Annotated in this window: 22 protein-coding genes; 14 read left to right on the forward strand and 8 right to left on the reverse strand. The window is 42.3% G+C overall.

The genetic code is table 11. The features are described from left to right. Window positions 1-46 precede the first annotated feature (46 nt). The gene (gene parE / locus AX660_RS06835; protein WP_068374359.1) at window positions 47-1,936 is read left to right on the forward strand and encodes a DNA topoisomerase IV subunit B; all 1,890 of its coding nucleotides are present in this window, start codon (window positions 47-49) and stop codon (window positions 1,934-1,936) included. Between the two features lie 44 nt (window positions 1,937-1,980). After that, entirely contained in the window at window positions 1,981-3,261 is a 1,281-nt protein-coding gene (locus AX660_RS06840; protein ID WP_068374362.1) for a hypothetical protein, read from the forward strand. A gap of 119 nt (window positions 3,262-3,380) precedes the next feature. Here the strand turns inward: AX660_RS06840 and AX660_RS06845 are convergent, their stop codons facing one another. Beyond that, window positions 3,381-3,689 carry a hypothetical protein gene (locus AX660_RS06845; RefSeq protein ID WP_068375318.1) on the reverse strand — a complete coding sequence of 103 codons (309 nt, stop codon included), beginning with the start codon at window positions 3,687-3,689 and terminating at the stop codon, window positions 3,381-3,383. Between the two features lie 92 nt (window positions 3,690-3,781). Between AX660_RS06845 and AX660_RS06850 the strand changes: the two genes are divergently transcribed. Further along, the gene (locus AX660_RS06850; protein ID WP_068374365.1) at window positions 3,782-3,970 is read left to right on the forward strand and encodes a hypothetical protein; all 189 of its coding nucleotides are present in this window, start codon (window positions 3,782-3,784) and stop codon (window positions 3,968-3,970) included. A 78-nt stretch (window positions 3,971-4,048) separates the two neighbouring features. Here AX660_RS06850 and epmB read toward each other — a convergent pair whose 3' ends face one another. Continuing rightward, entirely contained in the window at window positions 4,049-5,074 is a 1,026-nt protein-coding gene (gene epmB / locus AX660_RS06855; protein WP_068374368.1) for an EF-P beta-lysylation protein EpmB, read from the reverse strand. 35 nt (window positions 5,075-5,109) lie between these two features. Here epmB and efp point away from each other — a divergent pair, with 35 nt between their 5' ends. The 4 genes from efp (at window position 5,110) to AX660_RS06875 (ending at window position 7,750) form a co-directional block, all read left to right on the forward strand. After that, window positions 5,110-5,679, forward strand: coding sequence for an elongation factor P (gene efp / locus AX660_RS06860; protein WP_068374372.1), 570 nt, complete (start codon window positions 5,110-5,112; stop codon window positions 5,677-5,679). 77 nt (window positions 5,680-5,756) lie between these two features. Beyond that, a complete protein-coding gene (gene epmA / locus AX660_RS06865; RefSeq protein ID WP_068374375.1) occupies window positions 5,757-6,734 on the forward strand; it encodes an elongation factor P--(R)-beta-lysine ligase in 978 nt (325 codons plus the stop codon). A gap of 44 nt (window positions 6,735-6,778) precedes the next feature. Beyond that, a complete protein-coding gene (locus tag AX660_RS06870) occupies window positions 6,779-7,213 on the forward strand; it encodes a hypothetical protein (protein ID WP_068374378.1) in 435 nt (144 codons plus the stop codon). A gap of 21 nt (window positions 7,214-7,234) precedes the next feature. Continuing rightward, window positions 7,235-7,750, forward strand: a complete 516-nt coding sequence (locus AX660_RS06875) for a GNAT family N-acetyltransferase (RefSeq protein WP_068374381.1) — start codon at window positions 7,235-7,237, stop codon at window positions 7,748-7,750. Here AX660_RS06875 and AX660_RS06880 read toward each other — a convergent pair. From AX660_RS06880 to AX660_RS06905, 6 genes are all read right to left on the reverse strand, one after another. Next, window positions 7,737-8,339 (reverse strand): peptidylprolyl isomerase, encoded by a 603-nt coding sequence (locus AX660_RS06880; RefSeq protein WP_068374384.1) that lies wholly within the window; start codon window positions 8,337-8,339, stop codon window positions 7,737-7,739. The genes AX660_RS06875 and AX660_RS06880 overlap by 14 nt on opposite strands. Before the next feature lie 279 nt (window positions 8,340-8,618). Then, window positions 8,619-8,972, reverse strand: a complete 354-nt coding sequence (locus tag AX660_RS06885; protein ID WP_068374387.1) for a hypothetical protein — start codon at window positions 8,970-8,972, stop codon at window positions 8,619-8,621. A gap of 71 nt (window positions 8,973-9,043) precedes the next feature. Further along, window positions 9,044-9,304, reverse strand: a complete 261-nt coding sequence (locus tag AX660_RS06890) for a hypothetical protein (protein WP_068374391.1) — start codon at window positions 9,302-9,304, stop codon at window positions 9,044-9,046. Window positions 9,305-9,430: 126 nt separating this feature from the next. Next, entirely contained in the window at window positions 9,431-9,724 is a 294-nt protein-coding gene (locus tag AX660_RS06895) for a hypothetical protein (protein ID WP_068374394.1), read from the reverse strand. Next, the gene (locus AX660_RS06900) at window positions 9,724-10,704 is read right to left on the reverse strand and encodes a YHYH protein (RefSeq protein WP_068374397.1); all 981 of its coding nucleotides are present in this window, start codon (window positions 10,702-10,704) and stop codon (window positions 9,724-9,726) included. The genes AX660_RS06895 and AX660_RS06900 overlap by 1 nt, the downstream gene beginning before the upstream one ends. Before the next feature lie 148 nt (window positions 10,705-10,852). Continuing rightward, window positions 10,853-11,998 carry a methyltransferase gene (locus AX660_RS06905; protein WP_068374401.1) on the reverse strand — a complete coding sequence of 382 codons (1,146 nt, stop codon included), beginning with the start codon at window positions 11,996-11,998 and terminating at the stop codon, window positions 10,853-10,855. Between AX660_RS06905 and AX660_RS06910 the strand changes: the two genes are divergently transcribed. The 7 genes from AX660_RS06910 (at window position 11,997) to AX660_RS06935 (ending at window position 18,530) form a co-directional block, all read left to right on the forward strand. Then, a complete protein-coding gene (locus tag AX660_RS06910) occupies window positions 11,997-12,659 on the forward strand; it encodes an alpha-ketoglutarate-dependent dioxygenase AlkB family protein (RefSeq protein ID WP_235594671.1) in 663 nt (220 codons plus the stop codon). The genes AX660_RS06905 and AX660_RS06910 overlap by 2 nt on opposite strands. A 195-nt stretch (window positions 12,660-12,854) precedes the next feature. Continuing rightward, entirely contained in the window at window positions 12,855-13,175 is a 321-nt protein-coding gene (gene bolA / locus AX660_RS06915) for a transcriptional regulator BolA (RefSeq protein ID WP_068374404.1), read from the forward strand. Between the two features lie 198 nt (window positions 13,176-13,373). Next, window positions 13,374-13,550 (forward strand): YqaE/Pmp3 family membrane protein, encoded by a 177-nt coding sequence (locus AX660_RS22765; protein ID WP_082768762.1) that lies wholly within the window; start codon window positions 13,374-13,376, stop codon window positions 13,548-13,550. 108 nt (window positions 13,551-13,658) lie between these two features. Beyond that, window positions 13,659-14,837, forward strand: coding sequence for an enoyl-ACP reductase FabV (gene fabV / locus AX660_RS06920; protein ID WP_068374406.1), 1,179 nt, complete (start codon window positions 13,659-13,661; stop codon window positions 14,835-14,837). A 392-nt stretch (window positions 14,838-15,229) separates the two neighbouring features. After that, window positions 15,230-16,573 carry a Na(+)-translocating NADH-quinone reductase subunit A gene (locus AX660_RS06925; RefSeq protein WP_068374409.1) on the forward strand — a complete coding sequence of 448 codons (1,344 nt, stop codon included), beginning with the start codon at window positions 15,230-15,232 and terminating at the stop codon, window positions 16,571-16,573. 3 nt (window positions 16,574-16,576) lie between these two features. Continuing rightward, the gene (locus AX660_RS06930) at window positions 16,577-17,785 is read left to right on the forward strand and encodes an NADH:ubiquinone reductase (Na(+)-transporting) subunit B (RefSeq protein ID WP_068374412.1); all 1,209 of its coding nucleotides are present in this window, start codon (window positions 16,577-16,579) and stop codon (window positions 17,783-17,785) included. Continuing rightward, on the forward strand, window positions 17,775-18,530 hold the full coding sequence (locus AX660_RS06935) for a Na(+)-translocating NADH-quinone reductase subunit C (RefSeq protein ID WP_068374415.1): 756 nt from the start codon (window positions 17,775-17,777) through the stop codon (window positions 18,528-18,530). The genes AX660_RS06930 and AX660_RS06935 overlap by 11 nt, the downstream gene beginning before the upstream one ends. Window positions 18,531-18,537: the final 7 nt, after the last annotated feature.

An 18,537-nucleotide genomic window follows, 5' to 3' on the forward strand; every position in this document is an offset into this window, starting at 1 on the left:
TGTTGTCAACATTCTGTGCTTACTCAACTGATAAATAATAAGAACTATGTCAAATCAATATAATGCAGATGCCATCGAAGTACTTAACGGTTTAGAACCTGTTAAGCGCCGTCCCGGTATGTATACCGATACTACCCGTCCTAATCACTTGAGTCAGGAAGTCATCGACAACAGTGTGGATGAAGCCTTAGGTGGATACGCTACCTCGATTAAAGTGGTACTGCATGAAGATCAGTCATTATCGGTAACCGATGATGGCCGTGGTATGCCAGTGGATATTCACCCTGAAGAAAAAATTTCTGGGGTGGAATTGATCATGACCAAGCTCCATGCCGGCGGTAAATTTTCCAATAAAAATTATCAGTTTTCCGGTGGTTTGCACGGTGTGGGGATTTCTGTAGTTAACGCCCTATCAAAACGGGTTGAAGTCAGCATCCGCCGTGATGGTAATGTGTACCAGATGGCCTTTGAAAACGGCGATAAAGTTGAAGAGCTTAAAGTTGTTGATACCTGCGGTAAACGCAATACCGGTACCAAGGTGCATTTTTGGCCTGACCCCCAATATTTTGATTCAGCGAAATTTTCGGTTACTAAACTTTTACATATTCTGCGGGCTAAGGCGGTATTGTGCCCCGGTTTACGGATTCGTTTTGACAATAAAATCAGCAACGAAAGTCAGGAATGGTATTTTGAAGATGGCCTCCGCGACTATCTTATTCAGGCGGTCAAAGATTCGATTACTCTGCCAGACGATGCGCCTTTTGTCGGCTCTTTTTCGGGGAATAATGAAGCTGCTGATTGGGCAGTAATATGGTTGCCTGAAGGTGGTGAGTTAACGACCGAAAGCTATGTTAATCTTATCCCGACTGCGCAAGGTGGTACTCATGTCAACGGCTTACGCCAAGGTTTGCTGGAGTCGATGCGCGAGTTTTGTGAGTTCCGTAATTTGTTGCCCAGAGGGGTTAAATTAACCCCCGAAGATATCTGGGATCGTTGCAGTTATATCCTTTCCACAAAAATGCAAGACCCCCAGTTTGCCGGGCAGATCAAAGAGCGGTTATCCTCTCGCCAAGCGGCGGCATTTGTCTCGGGTGTGGTGAAAGATGCCTTTAGTTTATGGCTTAATCGCCATACAGATATTGCCGAATTACTGGCAGATATGTGTATTAACAATGCCCAGAGTCGTTTGCGTCAAAGCAAAAAAGTCGCCCGTAAAAAGGTTACCCAAGGCCCTGCTTTACCAGGTAAATTAACCGATTGCTCAACTCAAGATACCAGTCGTTCAGAATTATTTTTGGTTGAAGGTGATTCGGCAGGTGGCTCGGCTAAACAAGCTCGAGATCGTGATTTTCAGGCGATCATGCCGCTGCGCGGAAAAATATTAAACAGTTGGGAGGTGGATTCATCGCAAGTATTAGCATCGCAAGAAATCCACGACATTTCGGTGGCATTGGGCATCGATCCTGATTCCACCGATTTAAGTGGTTTGCGCTACAACAAGATATGTATCTTGGCCGATGCCGACTCAGACGGATTACACATTGCCACCTTGTTGTGTGCCTTATTTGTCAAACATTTCCGCACCTTAGTTAATGAAGGTCATGTGTATGTGGCTATGCCTCCCCTATTTAGAATCGATGTGGGTAAAGACGTGTATTACGCCCTCGATGAAGGTGAAAAACAAGGTGTACTCGATCGCATTGCCGCCGAAAACAAACGTGGCAAAATAAACGTGCAGCGCTTTAAAGGTTTGGGTGAAATGAATCCCCTGCAACTGCGAGAAACCACTATGGATCCTAATACTCGGCGTTTAGTGCAACTTACGGTAGACGATGCTGAAGGTATGTTGGAAATGATGGATATGCTGTTATCTAAAAAACGCGCACCTGATCGTAAAGAATGGCTTGAGTCAAAAGGTAATATGGCTGAAGTATAAGCTGTTTATTACTAAGGAAATTATTGTGTTAAAGGAGAAGCCAGGTGTTTAAGTTAATTAAGTTTTTATTCATTTTAATGTTTTTGTTGCTTGTGGGCATAGCGGGTTTGTTATGGATGTCTGTTGAACCCACTCCTTTGGTGGTCGAAAACAGCAGTCAGCAAGTTGAAGATGCAGATTCGGTAAAAGAGTTGATGCGTCAAATCAGTGATAGCTTAAAAAATCGCTCTACTAGTCAGCGTATCGACCTCACTCAAAATCAATTAAGTAGTTTGGTGGGTTTTGCTCAACGTGCCCGCAAAAACTTTAACGGTAAAGTGACTATTTCCGAAGCTGGCACAGGCTTTTATGCCACTTATAAGCTACCTGCCAATCCCCTAGGCCCTTATATCAACTTGGATATATTGTTATTGCCGGCCGATGGCATAGCCCTTGAGCATGTCAAAGTCGGTACCATGGCTATTCCGGGGCAATGGGCTATTTCGATGATCACTACACTAACCGATTGGTATACGGGTAGTGATATTGCCACACAGTTTATTGGTCAAGTTGAAAACATTGCCATGACTGAGCAGAAAATGACTATCAGTATTAGGCCGATTGATGACTTTTTACGAGAACTCAATACCGTAAAAGAAGGTCTGAGTCGCGCTGGAGATGAAGAATTAACCTTGCGTACGGCTTTCTATCTTAATTATCTCAATGAACTTGAAGTGGGCAAAAAATCCAGCGCTCAATCATTGGCTAAATTTATCGGTCCTGTATTTGCTCAGGCGCAAAAACGCTCTAATTATGACACTGCTGCTAAAGAAAATGAGGCTGCGATCATGGCATTGGCCATTTATGCAGGTCACTATCGTTTTGCAAATTTTGTTGGTGATGTGCAGCCCGCTGCTAACAAACTTGCCATGCCTAAAACGCCACCAGTATTAGCTAAACGTGGTGACTTAAATCAACACTTTATCTTTTCAGCGGGGATAAAAATCCTGTCTGAACAAGGTTTAAGTATCGCCATTGGCGAATTCAAAGAGTTGATGGATAGAGGTAATGGTGGCAGTGGTTACAGTTTTGTGGATTTAAGTGCCGACTTTGCAGGTGTTAAATTTGCCCAGAGCGCAACTGAGCCTGAAAAAGCCCAAAAAATCCAAGCTTTATTGGCAAACTCGACAGATGAAGCCTTGTTTTTCCCTAATATCAAAGGCTTACCAGAAGGATTAAATAAGGCTGCATTTACTAAACAGTTTAAAAAAGTCGATAGTCCCGAATATCAAACTATGGTGCAAGAGATCCACCGCCGCGTGGATGCTTTAGCTATACATCAATAAAGCCCTGCCGGGTAAGCGAGCTGAGAACTAAAGGCCGACAATGAGTTAATTGTCGGCCTTTAGTTCGTGATAATACTATGTTGACGTGTTGAGCACGACTGACACAAGTGCTATTTCACTTAGCGTACGCTGCGTTGAAACTGCCCTAAGGTCGAAAGTAACAATTCCATTTTTTTAACTATGGGAGCCAGCGCGGTTTTTTGCGTTTCATCGTCTAGTTCGGTTAGTTGTTTGATGTCGCTGGCCAGTTCTTCAACATAGGCTTTAAAAAACTTTCCCTGATGACTAAAACCTGAATCAGAGGGGAAAATGGCTGTGAACTTGCCCTTTCCATCAGTGCGTAAGCGGCTGATTGCTTCATCTGCATCAATGGCTTTGCGGTAAATAAGCTGCATATTTTCAGTTAATTTTTCAATAATGATATTCATGGCTAAAGTTTTTCTATAGTTGGTCGATAACGTAGCGAGGCGGGCAATTCTGCCCGTTTTTAAACCTTGCGACAAGCAATAGGGGAGTTGGTATGGATATTCAAGGGGCTGGTTCCTCTGGTGCATCCGGTGCGGCGCTTGAAGTAAAAGCTTTGCAACTTGCTAAATCACAGCAAGAACGTGAAGGTAAAGCGACGCTTCAACTGCTGGATTCAGCAGCTGACGTGCCAAAAATATCGGCCAATGGGACATTAGGATCTAACGTGGATACTTTTGCCTGATATTGACCTCATGGCTCTTCATATTCTTAATGGCTGGTTTTACTAGCTAAGAGTATGAAGGGTTATTTTTTGTAAACCCTAAGGCTGTAACAACAAATCCAGTGGTGTTTTACCTGGTTGTCCTGCGATTTCTCTCACTAATTTAGGTACTAGATAGCCTGGTAGCCGTTTGATCAAACCTGCCATTAATAATCTTGCCTCTTGCTCGTCTGTATCAAAATGACTGGCACCCTGTACTTTATCTAACAGATGCAAGTAATAAGGCAGTATGCCGCCTTCAAACAAGGCCTCGCTTAAGGCGACTTGTTGTTCAACCTCATCATTAATGCCTTTGAGTAACACTGTCTGATTCAGCAAAGTGACTCCAGCTTGCTTGAGCTTTGCCATGGCGCGCTTGACAGATTCATCTATTTCATTGGCGTGATTAATATGCAGTACCATGACAGGTTTGAGTCGGGTATTGGTCAGCCAACTGATTAACTCGTTGGTAATGCGAGAGGGGATCACGACCGGTAAACGAGTATGAATGCGTAAACGGGTAATATGGGGGATAGTGGCAATTTCTTGAGTTAACCACGCTAAAAAATCATCTTTGGCCATCAAAGGATCGCCACCAGAATAAATGACTTCATTGAGTTGGGTATCTGCTCTTATGTAGTCCAAAGCTGTCACCCATTCAGCGCGATTTAAATGGTTGTCGGCATAAGGAAAGTGCCGTCTGAAACAATATCGGCAATTTACCGCGCAGCCTCCACGGATCAACATTAACAGACGGCTTTGGTATTTATGTAGGATACCGGGTTGACTGTTTTGATGCTCACCTAGAGGATCGGTGCTGTAGTTATCGTTGTTATTAAATTCTAACTGGCTGGTAAAAACCTGTTTAAACAAAGGATCATGGCGATCATTTTTAGCCATACGTGCAGCAAAAGGACGCGGTATGCGCAAGGGAAATAAGGCCCTAGCTTTGATGTCTTCATCAAACTCTGCCAGCGGAAGTTGCAGGTAGTTAAGTAGCTCAACGGGGTCAGAAAAGGCCATTGCCAGTTCTTTTTGCCAGTTATGCTCTACAGCGATGATTTTTTTAGGTATTATTGCCAACAATTAGAGACTCAGCATAGTTATATTTACGAGGATACATGGCTACTATAGGTACAAACGAATTTAAAGCGGGCCTTAAAATAATGCTCGACGGCGAGCCTACTAACATTCTTGAAAACGAATTTGTTAAGCCAGGTAAAGGACAAGCCTTTAGTCGGGTTAGGTTACGTAAACTAATTTCCAACAAAGTGCTTGAAAAAACCTTTAAATCCAATGAAACATTTGAAACTGCCGACGTCATGGACGTTGAACTCGCTTATTTATATTCAGATGGCGAATTCTGGCACTTCATGAACAATGATACGTTTGAGCAAATCGCTGCTGATTCTAAAGCATTGGGCGACAATCTTAAATGGTTGGTTGAAAACAATCTTTGTACTATTACTTTATGGAATGGTATTCCGATTACAGTATATCCCCCTAACTTTGTTGAATTAGAAATTGTGCAAACCGATCCAGGTTTGAAAGGTGATACCGCTGGCACAGGTGGCAAACCAGCTACATTATCTACCGGAGCTGTGGTACGTGTACCTTTGTTTGTGCAACAAGGTGAAATCGTTAAGGTTGATACCCGTAGTGGCGAATATGTGTCACGAGCGCAAAAGTAATTTTAAGAGTTAACTTTTAGAAAGCTCACTTAGGTGAGCTTTTTTGTTACTGGCAACTTTCGAGTGTAAACAACTCTATGACACATACTATTGATTGGCGCCCTTCGGCCAGTATAGAAACCTTACAGCAGCGCGCTAACATTATCCGTCAGATAAGAGATTTTTTTTATCAGCGAGAGGTATTGGAAGTAGACACCCCTGCCTTAAGTCATGCCAGTGTGACTGACTTACATTTACGGGCTTTTAGTACCCAGTTCAATGATCCCGGTGCACCAAAGGCATCAACACTTTATCTGCAAACCTCACCTGAGTTTGCCATGAAACGGCTATTGTGTGCAGGCAGTGGAGCGATTTTTCAGCTCAGTAAAGCCTTTCGTAATGAAGAAGCGGGACGTTGGCATAATCCCGAATTTACGATGCTCGAATGGTACAGACCGGATTTTGACCATTTTATGCTAATGGATGAAATGGACGACTTGGTAATGCCCATATTGGCTACAGGTAAGGCTCAAAGGCTGACTTACCAACAAGCCTTTATGCAAGTGCTGGCTTGTGATCCTATTGCTACAGATTTGGTCGAACTACAAAGATTATGTGTGGAATTGGGTTATGCAGAGCTAGCTGTTAAGGAAGACGACAAGGATGTATTGCTCAATTTATTGTTTAGCCAACATATTGAACCAGCGATCAGTCAGCAGCAGCCGTGTTTTGTTTATGACTTCCCGGCTAGTCAGGCGGCTCTAGCCAAGCTTAATCCTGAAGATCCCAGAGTCGCACAGCGCTTTGAGCTGTATTATAAGGGAGTCGAACTCGCCAATGGTTTTCATGAATTGTCTGATCCACAGGAACAGCGCCAGCGCTTTTTGCAAGACAATATCAAAAGGCAGCAGCATGGCTTACCCATAATTGCGGTAGACGAATATTTTTTGGCCGCGCTGGAAAATGGTTTGCCGCCCTGTGCTGGCGTAGCATTAGGCGTTGATCGATTGCTTATGTTGGCTTTGGATTGCAAACGAGTATCCCAAGTCTTGGCTTTTAGTCATACAAACGCTTAAAGTAGGTAATGCATTGCTTCTTCATCAATTTTTAAAGGTTAATTATGCAAAACGATTCAATCCAGCTTTATCAACAAGAATGGACAACTCTGCAAAATCAATTTGATAGCTACGAGAAGTTTTCGTTAGTGATCAAATTACTGAATATTTCTCTCAGTTCACTGTTGCTATTTTATTGGCAGGCAGGGCTGTGGACGGTACTCGTTACCGGCATGTTATGGTTACAAGATGCTATCTGGAAGACTTTTCAGGATCGTATTAATCAACGTTTACTGTTAATAGAAGAGGCACTGAAACAAGCTTTGACTAACAACGAAAGCGAGGAAGTTTTGCCCTTGCAGTTTAATCAAAGCTGGTCTTTGTCACGTTCCAGTGTCACATCATTATTTAATGAATATCTGACTCAGGCTTTAAAACCCACAGTCGCTTATCCTCATGTGGCGTTGATAGCCTTAAGTCTATTATTTGGTATTTTTTAGTTTTTTCATGTTGAGAAAAAAATGGAAGACTTATTTACCAGCAGATTAAAACTCAGAGCTTTAACACTGAAAGATGCGCCTTTTATATATGAGCTAGTGACAGATCCAGACTGGCTGACCTACATAGGCGACAAAGGTGTGCATAATATTGATGATGCCAAAAGCTATATTATCAATGGCCCGCAAACAATGTATCAACAATATGGTTTTGGTTTGCTGGTGGTTGAAACCATTGAGCACAAAAAGCCGCTAGGTTTATGTGGTTTATTGCAGCGCGACAATCTAACAATGCCAGATATTGGTTTTGCTTATCTACCCGCAGCTAGAGGTCAAGGTTTTGCCACAGAAGCCGCGCAAGCAGTGATTGATTATGCTTTTAAGCAACTGAATGTTGAGCACTTAGCAGGCATCACCACCCCGCATAATCAGGCATCAATTAAACTATTACAAAAACTGGGATTTGTTTTTGTGGGTAGCCACCAAATGAGTCAAGATTCAGCGCACAGCAATCTGTATCAACGGACTAAAACTGCATAGGCAGAATAGTTACTTTGTTTAAAATAACCTTTTCGACAGGAACATCGGGCCAGCCATAGGTTGGGTCGATATCAGTGGGTGTTAAGGATATTTTATCCAGCACTTCATAACCTTCTACTACCGAACCAAAAACGGTATAACCCCAATCTCGGCCTGGATCTAAGCTGACATTGTCTTCCATATTAAAAAAGAACTGTCGATTTGCCGAGTGAGGATCGTTTTGCCGTGCCATGGCCAGACTATATTTCTGGTTTTTTAAACCATTACCTGACTCATTGATGATATTACCGTAGGAGCCTAAGGTCGCAAATTTCTCATCATAACCGCCGCCCTGCACCACAAAATCGGCAATTACTCGATGAAAGATCGTACCTTCATAACCGCGCTTAAGGGCATAACGTAAAAAATTGTTCACAGCCAGCGGTGCCTTTGAGCGGTTGAGTTCAACGATAATGTCGCCCATGGTGGTTTCAAATTTTACTCTGGGATAATAATTATCGGCTTGAATTTGCGAACCATCGTCTTTGACTGCGGCCCAACTTACACTCGAAACCAATAACAGAATAGATATAAAGATGCTGCGAAACATGAGAAAGCCTTTTTAAATTCAAAGTAGTGGTGACATTACGGGGCTGAAACTAGCAAATTTCCACACTTTCTAAAAGTGAAAATAATATTTTACTCATTTTGTTGAACGCTTGATGATATTCGTTGGTGAGACGGATTGACATGCTCATCGCCGCTTTTTTTGTAGAACTGAGTCGGCGGTTTTTGGCACTAAGTCGTATTAAACTAGTTAATAAGGGGTTGCTAAAGAAAGTGCATAAAAGGCAACACATGTTTCAATATGTGTTGCTTTATTTAATCATTAAGCAAAAACATCAATAATATTTTGACTATTTGATTGACTTGAATTTCCTGAGACACTTTTTAGAGCGCTCAAAAACGATTTGCCCAACTCTTCGTCAGACATGGATGACGCACTGCTTTTGAGCTCATTTAAGATACTTTTTAGTTCATCTTGTTGCTCTTTGCTCAAGGATTCCAAGGTGGCAGAAACGCTATCTTGTTCATCCTCAGATAACGTTGATACCGCACTTTCTAAACCAGGTGGAGGCCCGCCAGGAGGTGGCCCACCATTTGGTGGAGGGGGACGCTGACCGCTTTGAACGGCAGTGTTGGCAGCCGTAAATATTTGGCTACTTGCACCATCTATTTGCATATTAAGTACTCCGATTGATTTTAAATTTATGTGTAAGACTCAGCTTGCACAAGATGCTACCTCACTACTTCCTAGTCTTTTTTAGGGCCTTGGCGTCCGCCATTCGCGGGCACAGCCACAAGTTGCTCTTCAATTTTTTTGCAGGTGCCTTCAAGTGTATCGCCACGGCGAGTTTCAAAACTTACTGTGTCTCCTTCAGACTTTCCTTCACAGGCTTTGATGGCCTCAGGGGGAGGCGTATTACCACGTTTTTGACTGTCTTGCTGGGCTAGTGCATTACCTGTTAGCAAGGTAAAAGCGGCGCATAAAATAACGATATTAAATTTTTTCATATTGTTTCCAATTAGCGGGTTGATTCAAGTTCAAATATGCCAAAAGAGTGTGCAGAACCTGTGCAGGTTTTATGGATAAATAGGGGATTATGCATATTATGAGATGCCACTTTTTAGCAAATAGTTTCATTGAATTGTTTTGCTAGTTTCAAGCTGATGTTGATGACTCAAAAGAGGTTCGGATATTTGATGAAATATACTGTTTGAACGCTCTATTGGCTGGTTACGTACACACATCATGGCTTCCAAAATTAAGCGGCAATTGCCTTTATAACGATCGGCCACTTGGTTTTGATATTCACAGGCATCATTCACTTGTTTATCTGTGCAGGCAAGCATTGCCGCATCTTCGATATGGCCTTGATGGGCAAGGGCAGTACTACTAAGTAACATAGCCAAAATTAAATAAATTGATTTCATTATTGCGTCTCGCTGATCGAGCCTTGAGCGCCATGAAAACAGCCAATAAACATATTTTCTCCGGCACTGGCTGAATGATAATGATAACCACGTATTTCGTCGCTGTGACCACGACACTCATCTAAGTCTGTTTCTTCAAACCCACTAGCATCTAACATGGCAAAAATACCGTAGCCGTCTAAGGCAAAACCCAATAAACTCGCGTGACCGTCTATTTGTGAACTCAGTTCTGTACAGCCAGTTGAGGCATGATAGTGATAACCTTCAAATGGATTTATGTGTCCCCCACAGTCATCAAAAGCAGCAATCGTGTAGTTTGCTAGTATGGCGTTGACGGGGGCGGCTGGTGCGAAGACTACTCCATCAAGGCTGACCCCAAGGTCACTATTGATATTGGCGGGGTTATTTAATACAACAGGAGACGTTGGGATCAAAAAGGTTTGTGATATGCCGCCACGAACATAGTCTAAAGAACATTGCACACAGTAATTTTGATAGGCGGGATCAACATTGGGTCTTGCTGCTGCTTCACAGGCTGCCTGAGTATTAGTGATATTAACCAAACCTGTTTCTACATTATACAACTGCCAACCGCTACCGTATAAGCTATCGAGTTTAAGGATAAAGTCACCGTCAATATCATAGACTTCACCGCTACCATCAAACCAAATACCACCTTCAGAGGCATCGGAAGTAATACTGGGGGGACAAAACGGACCAACCTCGCGGTTAGCTGGTTTTCCTGCAATCACCACTTTATAACAGGTGCTTACCGTACCATTGGATAAGGTACAAGATTGAGTGCTGATGTCTTCAAGTAGGGCATCAGCAATAAAAAATTCTGGGTCAAAAAAACTACTGGTGGTTGTGGTTGGACTCGCATCTTCTATTGCTGAGTCACTACCGCTACCACATGCACTTAACACACAAGCCAGCATGCTGCTTACGATAAGGGGATAACAATTTAGCAATTTTAGCATCGCAACTATCCTAATCTCTAATAATCGGATGCTAAGGTTAACAATGAAAAGTGCAGTTTATGTGCAGATTGTGCACATCTTTGCGTGATTTTCGAATATTTTAAATTACTGATGGCAAACGGAATATTTGGCAGATATCCACTAAATTTTATTTAGTGGCAGTGAAAATACTGAATTTTTGATTGGTCGCCGTTTGTTTAACTGCACGAAACATGCGTTTGAGTTTAACGGGATAGTCTAGATGGCGGTTACCCACTACGATTAATTCTCCACCATTGGCTAAAGCTTTTTTGGCGTCGCTAAACATTTGCAAGGCGATATGGTCGGTGATGGCATTTTGTTGATGAAAAGGTGGATTGCACAATACAAGATCAACGGCTTGGTGCTCAGCTTGATTGAGAAATTCATCCAGACAATTACTGACTTGGAATTCACAACGTGGCAGAGCCTCTGGTAAATTGCGTTGGACATTTTCTTGCGCAGACGCAACCGCCATATAGGACTCATCCACAAAGATCACTTTTGACTCAGGGTATTTGTACAAGATACTTAAACCTAACACTCCATTGCCACAACCCAAGTCAATCAGGGTTTTACCATTAGCTTTAGGCAAATATTGCAGCATAAAACGGGCGCCGATGTCTAATTGCTGACGGGCAAAGACATTGGCATGATTACTTAATTCAAACTTAGGACTTTCACTAAACCAGTGGGTGGGATAAGGACTTTTATGTTTGGGTTTGCCTGTCGGTTGGCAAAAAATCAGTCTGGCCTTCTTTTTAGCCAGTGATGTGGTGGTAATGCCAAGATACTTTTCGAACAAGGCCAAAGTCGATTTTTGAATAGCATTGGCTTTAGCTGCGGCAATAATCAACGTTTGTGGGCCTACAGAATCCTGCAGATCGATTAATTGTTGTTCTAATAAAGCAGTGGTTTTAGGGATCTTGATCAAAACTAATTCAGTTGGCGAGATGATTTTATCCAAGGATGTGCGAAAGGTTACCAGTGCTGAATCAATATTATTAAGTGCGAGATTATCCTGACACGAACGCAAAGCGACGTAAGAATCGCTGATCCATGTTGGTTTTTGATTGGCAAACCAACAGCTTAGCGCGCCAAAATCATCATTATAAATACGCAGCCCTTTGGCTTTAGCTAGTTCAGGCCTTTCTTGGAGATATTCGATGATGTATTCATCAGCCGCATCCCATGCCTGCCAACTCGGGTGTTGTAGATGTTCAGGGTATCTGACTAGCTGTAGTGCTTGATCAAATAAGGTTAAACTGGCTTTCATGTACGACTTTACCTCTGGTGGTTTAACGCTTATGCAACAGGATCTGTTTACTCATGGGGACGATCAACTTGAAACATGCATCAGGCTAGCTATGCCGGATGCTGACGTTTGCTATTATCCAGATTTTTTGAGTGCTGACCAAGCGCAACATTATTTTAATGTAATACAAGACTCATTGTTATGGCATCAAGAACAGATCTCCTTGTATGGAAAAACGTTTCAAATGCCGCGACTACAAGCCTGGTACGGTGACAAAGAGGCAAGATATTCTTATTCAAATTTAAATTTAACTCCCAATGTTTGGACAGCAGAATTATTAAGTTTAAAACAACGTTGTGAGCAACAATGTGCTGCGGTTTTTAATTCGGTACTAGCGAATTTATATCGTGATGGTCAGGATAGCATGGGTAAACATGCCGATGATGAGGCTGAATTAGGCCAACAACCTGTGATTGCTTCATTGAGTTTGGGGGCAACACGTACCTTGCTTTTTTCCCATAAAGAAACCAAACAAAGCATGAAACTGCCGTTGGCAGCAGGTAGTTTATTAGTGATGAAAGGCACAACTCAGCAGTTTTGGCTGCACGCTATAGCTAAACGTAAGACTGCCGTAGCGGGCAGAATTAATCTGACATTTCGTTATATTTACCCCGATATTTAAACATTCAGCTAATAATCGAGCTGCTAAAAAATAACTTACTATGGCTCAATGGTTTAGCTGTTTTTTGCGCCTAAATATAAAAAACAGATTTTTTTAGTGCGCATTTAAGGCTAAATTTAAGTTGTCGGCCACCCATAGCCAAAGACTCAAAATACCCGTTTGTGACATCAGCACAGAGGGACTTGGAGAGAGAATATGAATATCCAAAACAACATTGAAATGAAACTGCTTGCCCATTTTGATCCAGCCCATTTGGAAGTGATCAACGAAAGCTTTATGCACAATGTTCCAGCGGGTTCTGAAAGTCACTTCAAGGTGGTGCTGGTTACCCCTAAGTTTGCGGGTGAACGTTTAATTAATCGCCATCGTGCCGTTAATGCGGTACTGAAAGAAGAACTTGCCCTTCACATTCATGCTTTAGCATTACATACCTACACTCATGACGAGTGGCACCATCTTTATGGTGATGTACCAGACTCACCCAAGTGTCTCGGTGGTATGCAAAGACAAGCATGAAGTCTTTTACTTGTTCGGTTATCCCAGCATTGAGCGGATAACCGACAACCTAGCATTACATTATATCCTTTCTTTTCACGATATTTTTGATATAAACAAACACTGCAATCTGTATCGGTTTCAGATGGTTAGTGTTTGAATATGAGCAAAATCGTTCTACCCTATCTCATTAAAAATTTGTTTAACAAGGATAACTATATGCAAAAAGTCGATCCACTTACCTTAATATTGGCCATTTTTTTACCACCTATTGGTGCGTTGCTAAAAGTCGGCTTAACGGCGCATTTTTTTATTAATGTATTATTAACCTTATTTGGGGTCTTACCTGGCACCATACACGCGGTGTGGTTAGTGCTGAGCGATAAAAAAGCCTAATAGCTTGATAAATCATCAATTTTAAAGCTGTTCAGATCTGTTTAACAGCGTGAAGCAAGTAGACTGCAGTAAGTAAACGAATGTTAAGTATAAAATTAGGAAGACAACATGATTATTAAGCCCAAAATACGTGGCTTTATTTGTACTAATGCCCATCCAAAGGGATGTGCAGCAAGTGTGCAGCAACAAATTGACTATGTGCAGTCACAAGGTGAATTACCTAATAAACCTAAAAATGTATTGGTGATTGGTTGTTCAACAGGTTACGGATTGGCGTCAAGAATTACCGCAGCTTTTGCTGGTGGCGCGAATACCCTAGGTGTGTGTTTTGAAAAACCACCCAGTGAAACCAAAACAGGAACGGCTGGTTGGTACAATACTGCCGCTTTTCATCAAGCAGCAAAAGCTGCCGGTTTGTATGCGGATACCTTGAATGGTGATGCTTTTGGCAAGGAGATGAAACAGCAAGTTATCGATACCCTTAAAGCCAATATGGGTAAAGTGGATTTGGTTATTTATAGTTTAGCCTCGCCACGTCGTACTGATCCTGAAACAGGAGAAATCTACAAATCGACGCTTAAACCTGTTGGGCAATCTTTTAAAACCAAAACCTATGACACAGATAAAAATCTGGTGCACGAGATTGCTTTAGAGCCCGCCAACGAAGACGAAATCCAGCAAACCATTAAAGTCATGGGCGGTGAGGATTGGGAGTTATGGCTCAATGCTCTAGCTGATGCAGATTTGTTGGCCGATGGTTGCAAAACCACGGCGTATACCTATGTTGGCAAAGAGTTAACTTGGCCGATTTATGGGCAAGCAACAATAGGCAAAGCCAAAGAAGATTTGGATCGCGCTGCTGCAGCGATTGTTAAGAGTAAGGCTGCGCTGAACGTGCAGGCTTATGTTTCTTCGCTTAAGGCTTTAGTGACCCAAGCGAGTTCAGCCATTCCGGTAATGCCGCTGTATATCTCACTTATCTATAAAGTGATGAAAGACGAAGGCACTCATCAAGGTTGTATTGGACAAATCTATGATTTGTTTGCAGATAAACTTACCCAAACTCAGCCACAAACTGATGCCTTGGGGCGTTTGTATATGAACGACAAAGAAACCAATGATGCAACGCAGGCAAAAATCAAAACATTGTGGGATCAAGTTACTCAAGAAAACTTTCATGAGCTGAGTGATTATGCTGGTTATCATCACGACTTTTTACAACTATTTGGTTTTGACGTGCAAGGTGTTGATTATGACGCCGAAGTTGAGCCTTTGGTTAGTTGGTAAGTCAAAAACGTAAGTCTATTGTTGTATAAAAAAACCGCATTCAGTGCGGTTTTTTTATTTCTAGTTTTCAATGGGATAGAATTGCAGGACGAAATTAATCAGGATTAACAAAAAAGTTCAAAAAAATGTGGTAAAAAAAGTGTTTAAACAATAATTTGCATGGCAGACAGCCTTAGGTTGATGCTAAAATTCCCCTGCTAAGTACAAGGACTTTATTTTTACAGTTTTATTGGTAAAAACTAAAAGCCGGGCAACAAGTCAATATTCCACAGCTAGTTTCAGTGGATAGAACATACACAATACCCATCACGACTAGGTTTTTATTAAGACTCACAAGGGCTAATAACAAGAGTCTAATCGTGCTGTGTATTAATTAGAGTAGTGTATTGCTTATGATAAAAATCACGAAAGGGCTAGATCTTCCCATCGAGGGAGTGCCGCAACAAACTATCCATGAGGGTAATCCGCTTAGCCGGGTTGCTATTTTGGGTGAAGAATATATTGGCATGCGTCCAACCATGCATGTCCAAGAAGGCGACGTGGTAAAAAAAGGCCAGATACTTTTTGAAGACAAAAAGAATCCTGGCGTAATGTTTACTGCACCAGCAGCCGGTAAGGTTGTCGAGATCAATCGCGGTGCAAAACGCGTATTGCAATCGGTCGTTATTGAAATAGCCGGTGAAGATAGTGAAACTTTTACTAAGTTCTCGCAAACTGAACTTGGCACACTGGAAAGCGCGCAGGTGCAGGACATTCTAGTTAAATCTGGAATGTGGACTGCCATCCGGACGCGGCCTTACAGTAAATCTCCTGCTTTAGATAGCAAACCTCATTCAATCTTTATCAGCGCGATGGATACCAATCCTTTGGCAGCAGACCCACAAATTATCATTGCTAAGCGCAGTGCTGATTTTGTTAATGGTTTGCAAGTACTGAGTCAATTGACTGAAGGCAAAGTGTTTGTTAACAAAGCGCCGGGTGCAGATATTGCTGTTGGTAGTGTGAGTAAAGTTGTTACTAACGAATTTGCTGGTCCGCATCCTGCAGGACTTGTTGGCACACACATTCACTTTCTTGATGGTGTAGGCCAAGGCAAAAAAGTCTGGCATGTCGGTTATCAAGATGTCATCGCTATAGGTCATTTGTTTACAACTGGTGAGTTAGATAGCAGTCGTATTGTGTCTTTGGCTGGTCCTGCGGTAAAAAATCCACGTTTAGTCTCAACCTTGTTAGGTGCTGATCTTGCTCAGTTGACAGCAAACGAAGTGAGCGATGGTGAACTGCGGGTTATCTCTGGCTCCGTATTACTAGGTAATAAAGCCAGCGGTGTACACGGCTTTTTAGGTCGTTTTCATGTGCAGGTTTCAGTGTTACGTGAAGGCCGTGAAAAAGAGTTTTTGGGCTGGATCAAACCCGGTGCTAAGCAACACTCAGTGACTCGTGCTTATCTTGCACATTTAAGTCCTAAACGTTTGTTTAATATGACTACCACTACTAATGGTTCAGATCGTTCTATGGTGCCTATCGGTAACTACGAACGCATTATGCCTTTGGATATATTACCAACCTTATTGCTCAGAGATATGATCTCAGGTGATACCGATGGTGCGCAAAGTTTAGGCTGTCTTGAACTGGACGAAGAAGATTTGGCGCTGTGTACCTATGTTTGCCCAGGCAAATATAGCTACGGTCCAATCTTACGTGATTGTCTAGATAAGATAGAGAAAGAGGGTTAAGTCATGGGTTTAAAAGCATATTTAGAAAAGATTGAACCTAATTTCGAAGCCGGTGGTAAGTACGAAAAGTTTTATGCTTTGTACGAAGCGGCTGCGACAATTTTTTATACACCTGGAAAAGTCAATAAATCCAATACTCATGTGCGTGACAGTATCGATCTGAAACGTATTATGATCATGGTATGGATGGCAACCTTTCCTGCGATGTTTTACGGCATGTACAACATAGGTCATCAGGCCCATGATGCCATTTTAGCTGGTGCGGGTACCTTACCTGACTTGTGGCAAGCTGCCTTATTTACTGCCTTAGGTGGTCAAATTGGTTTGGATGCAACCACTGGGCTGTCGATGTTTTTATACGGAGCGTGTTTCTTCATACCCGTATACGCCGTTACTTTTATAGTGGGTGGCTTTTGGGAAGTGTTGTTTGCCTCGGTGCGTAAACATGAAATTAATGAAGGATTTTTTGTTACTTCAGTACTGTTTGCCTTAACCCTGCCCGCGACAATTCCATTATGGCAAGTTGCTCTAGGTATTACCTTTGGTGTGGTTATCGCCAAAGAGGTATTTGGTGGCACAGGTCGTAACTTCTTAAACCCTGCCTTATCAGGTCGTGCTTTCTTGTATTTCGCTTATCCAGCGCAAATTTCAGGTGATGCTATCTGGACTGCAGTAGATGGTTTTTCTGGCGCAACATGGTTGAGCAAAGCCGCTGCTGAAGCACAAAGCTGGAGCTTAGATGCAAACTGGTGGGATGCCTTCTTTGGTAATATCCAAGGTTCCATGGGTGAAGTATCAACTCTGGCGATTATGCTAGGTGGCTTGTTTATCATTTATTTACGTATCGCTTCTTGGCGTATCGTGCTGGGTGTCTTATTGGGGGGCGCAGCGTTTAGTTTATTACTTAACTTTGTAGGTAGTGATACAAACCATATGTTTGCAATGCCTTGGTATTGGCATTTGGTTACGGGTGGTTTTGCCTTTGGTATGTTTTTTATGGCGACCGATCCGGTATCAGCTTCTTTCACCAATCAAGGTAAATGGGCTTACGGTATTTTGATTGGCGCTATGTGTGTCATGATCCGTGTACTCAACCCGGCCTTCCCTGAAGGTATGATGTTAGCAATATTGTTTGCGAATTTGTGGGCACCTTTGTTTGATTACTTTGTCGCTCAAAACAATATAAAACGGAGGATCGCTCGTGTCGGCTAAAAAAGAAACTTTAGGTAAAACACTAGGTGTTGTCGTCGCCGTTTGTTTGGTCTGTTCAATTATCGTGTCAGGTTCGGCAGTTGGTTTACGCAGCTTACAAGAAACTAACGCTAAATTAGATCAGCAGTCCAACATTATTGAAGCGGCTGGTTTGGTAGAAGTGGCCGCAGGAGATATTGCTGGTGCTTACGATAAATACGTAGAAGAACGTTTTATTGATTTGAGTACGGGTGAGTATGTTGAAGTGGCTAAAGACTTTGATATGTACAAAGCGGCCAAACAAGATAAATACAGCGTTAAAGTTGAAAACAGCAATGTGGGTTTTCAATATCGTTCGAGCGTAGCTAATGTCTTTTTAGTTAAAGATGATGCTGGTCAAGTAACGCGTATTATCCTGCCGGTACATGGCAGCGGTTTGTGGGACATGATGTATGGTTATTTAGCCCTTGATGTTGATGGCAATACCGTACGTGAACTTGTGTACTACAAACAAAAAGAAACCCCAGGATTAGGCGGCGAAATACAAAACCCAAGCTGGAAAAAGCAGTGGGATGGCAAAAAACTTTTCAATGATGGCGAAGTGGCTATTCAAGTTAAGAAAAATGCTGACTCATCCAGCGACTATGTGGTCGATGCATTATCAGGTGCAACCCTAACCAGTAACGGTGTGCAAAACACCTTGAATTATTGGCTAGGTGATAATGGTTATGGACCTTTCCTCAAAAACCAGACTTGGAAATCATAAGGGCTTC

The sequence above is a fragment of the Paraglaciecola hydrolytica genome (genome assembly GCF_001565895.1).
Lineage (GTDB): Bacteria > Pseudomonadota > Gammaproteobacteria > Enterobacterales > Alteromonadaceae > Paraglaciecola > Paraglaciecola hydrolytica.

What these genes read in the sequence shown, in the direction of transcription:
- parE (WP_068374359.1), top strand. Translation starts at nt 47, where the DNA reads ATGTCAAATCAATATAATGCAGATGCCATCGAAGTACTTAACGGTTTA.
- AX660_RS06845 (WP_068375318.1), bottom strand. Translation starts at nt 3,689, where the DNA reads ATGAATATCATTATTGAAAAATTAACTGAAAATATGCAGCTTATTTAC.
- AX660_RS06850 (WP_068374365.1), top strand. Translation starts at nt 3,782, where the DNA reads ATGGATATTCAAGGGGCTGGTTCCTCTGGTGCATCCGGTGCGGCGCTT.
- efp (WP_068374372.1), top strand. Translation starts at nt 5,110, where the DNA reads ATGGCTACTATAGGTACAAACGAATTTAAAGCGGGCCTTAAAATAATG.
- epmA (WP_068374375.1), top strand. Translation starts at nt 5,757, where the DNA reads ATGACACATACTATTGATTGGCGCCCTTCGGCCAGTATAGAAACCTTA.
- AX660_RS06870 (WP_068374378.1), top strand. Translation starts at nt 6,779, where the DNA reads ATGCAAAACGATTCAATCCAGCTTTATCAACAAGAATGGACAACTCTG.
- AX660_RS06875 (WP_068374381.1), top strand. Translation starts at nt 7,235, where the DNA reads ATGGAAGACTTATTTACCAGCAGATTAAAACTCAGAGCTTTAACACTG.
- AX660_RS06880 (WP_068374384.1), bottom strand. Translation starts at nt 8,339, where the DNA reads ATGTTTCGCAGCATCTTTATATCTATTCTGTTATTGGTTTCGAGTGTA.
- AX660_RS06885 (WP_068374387.1), bottom strand. Translation starts at nt 8,972, where the DNA reads ATGCAAATAGATGGTGCAAGTAGCCAAATATTTACGGCTGCCAACACT.
- AX660_RS06890 (WP_068374391.1), bottom strand. Translation starts at nt 9,304, where the DNA reads ATGAAAAAATTTAATATCGTTATTTTATGCGCCGCTTTTACCTTGCTA.
- AX660_RS06895 (WP_068374394.1), bottom strand. Translation starts at nt 9,724, where the DNA reads ATGAAATCAATTTATTTAATTTTGGCTATGTTACTTAGTAGTACTGCC.
- AX660_RS06900 (WP_068374397.1), bottom strand. Translation starts at nt 10,704, where the DNA reads ATGCTAAAATTGCTAAATTGTTATCCCCTTATCGTAAGCAGCATGCTG.
- AX660_RS06910 (WP_235594671.1), top strand. Translation starts at nt 11,997, where the DNA reads ATGTACGACTTTACCTCTGGTGGTTTAACGCTTATGCAACAGGATCTG.
- AX660_RS06905 (WP_068374401.1), bottom strand. Translation starts at nt 11,998, where the DNA reads ATGAAAGCCAGTTTAACCTTATTTGATCAAGCACTACAGCTAGTCAGA.
- bolA (WP_068374404.1), top strand. Translation starts at nt 12,855, where the DNA reads ATGAATATCCAAAACAACATTGAAATGAAACTGCTTGCCCATTTTGAT.
- AX660_RS22765 (WP_082768762.1), top strand. Translation starts at nt 13,374, where the DNA reads ATGCAAAAAGTCGATCCACTTACCTTAATATTGGCCATTTTTTTACCA.
- fabV (WP_068374406.1), top strand. Translation starts at nt 13,659, where the DNA reads ATGATTATTAAGCCCAAAATACGTGGCTTTATTTGTACTAATGCCCAT.
- AX660_RS06925 (WP_068374409.1), top strand. Translation starts at nt 15,230, where the DNA reads ATGATAAAAATCACGAAAGGGCTAGATCTTCCCATCGAGGGAGTGCCG.
- AX660_RS06930 (WP_068374412.1), top strand. Translation starts at nt 16,577, where the DNA reads ATGGGTTTAAAAGCATATTTAGAAAAGATTGAACCTAATTTCGAAGCC.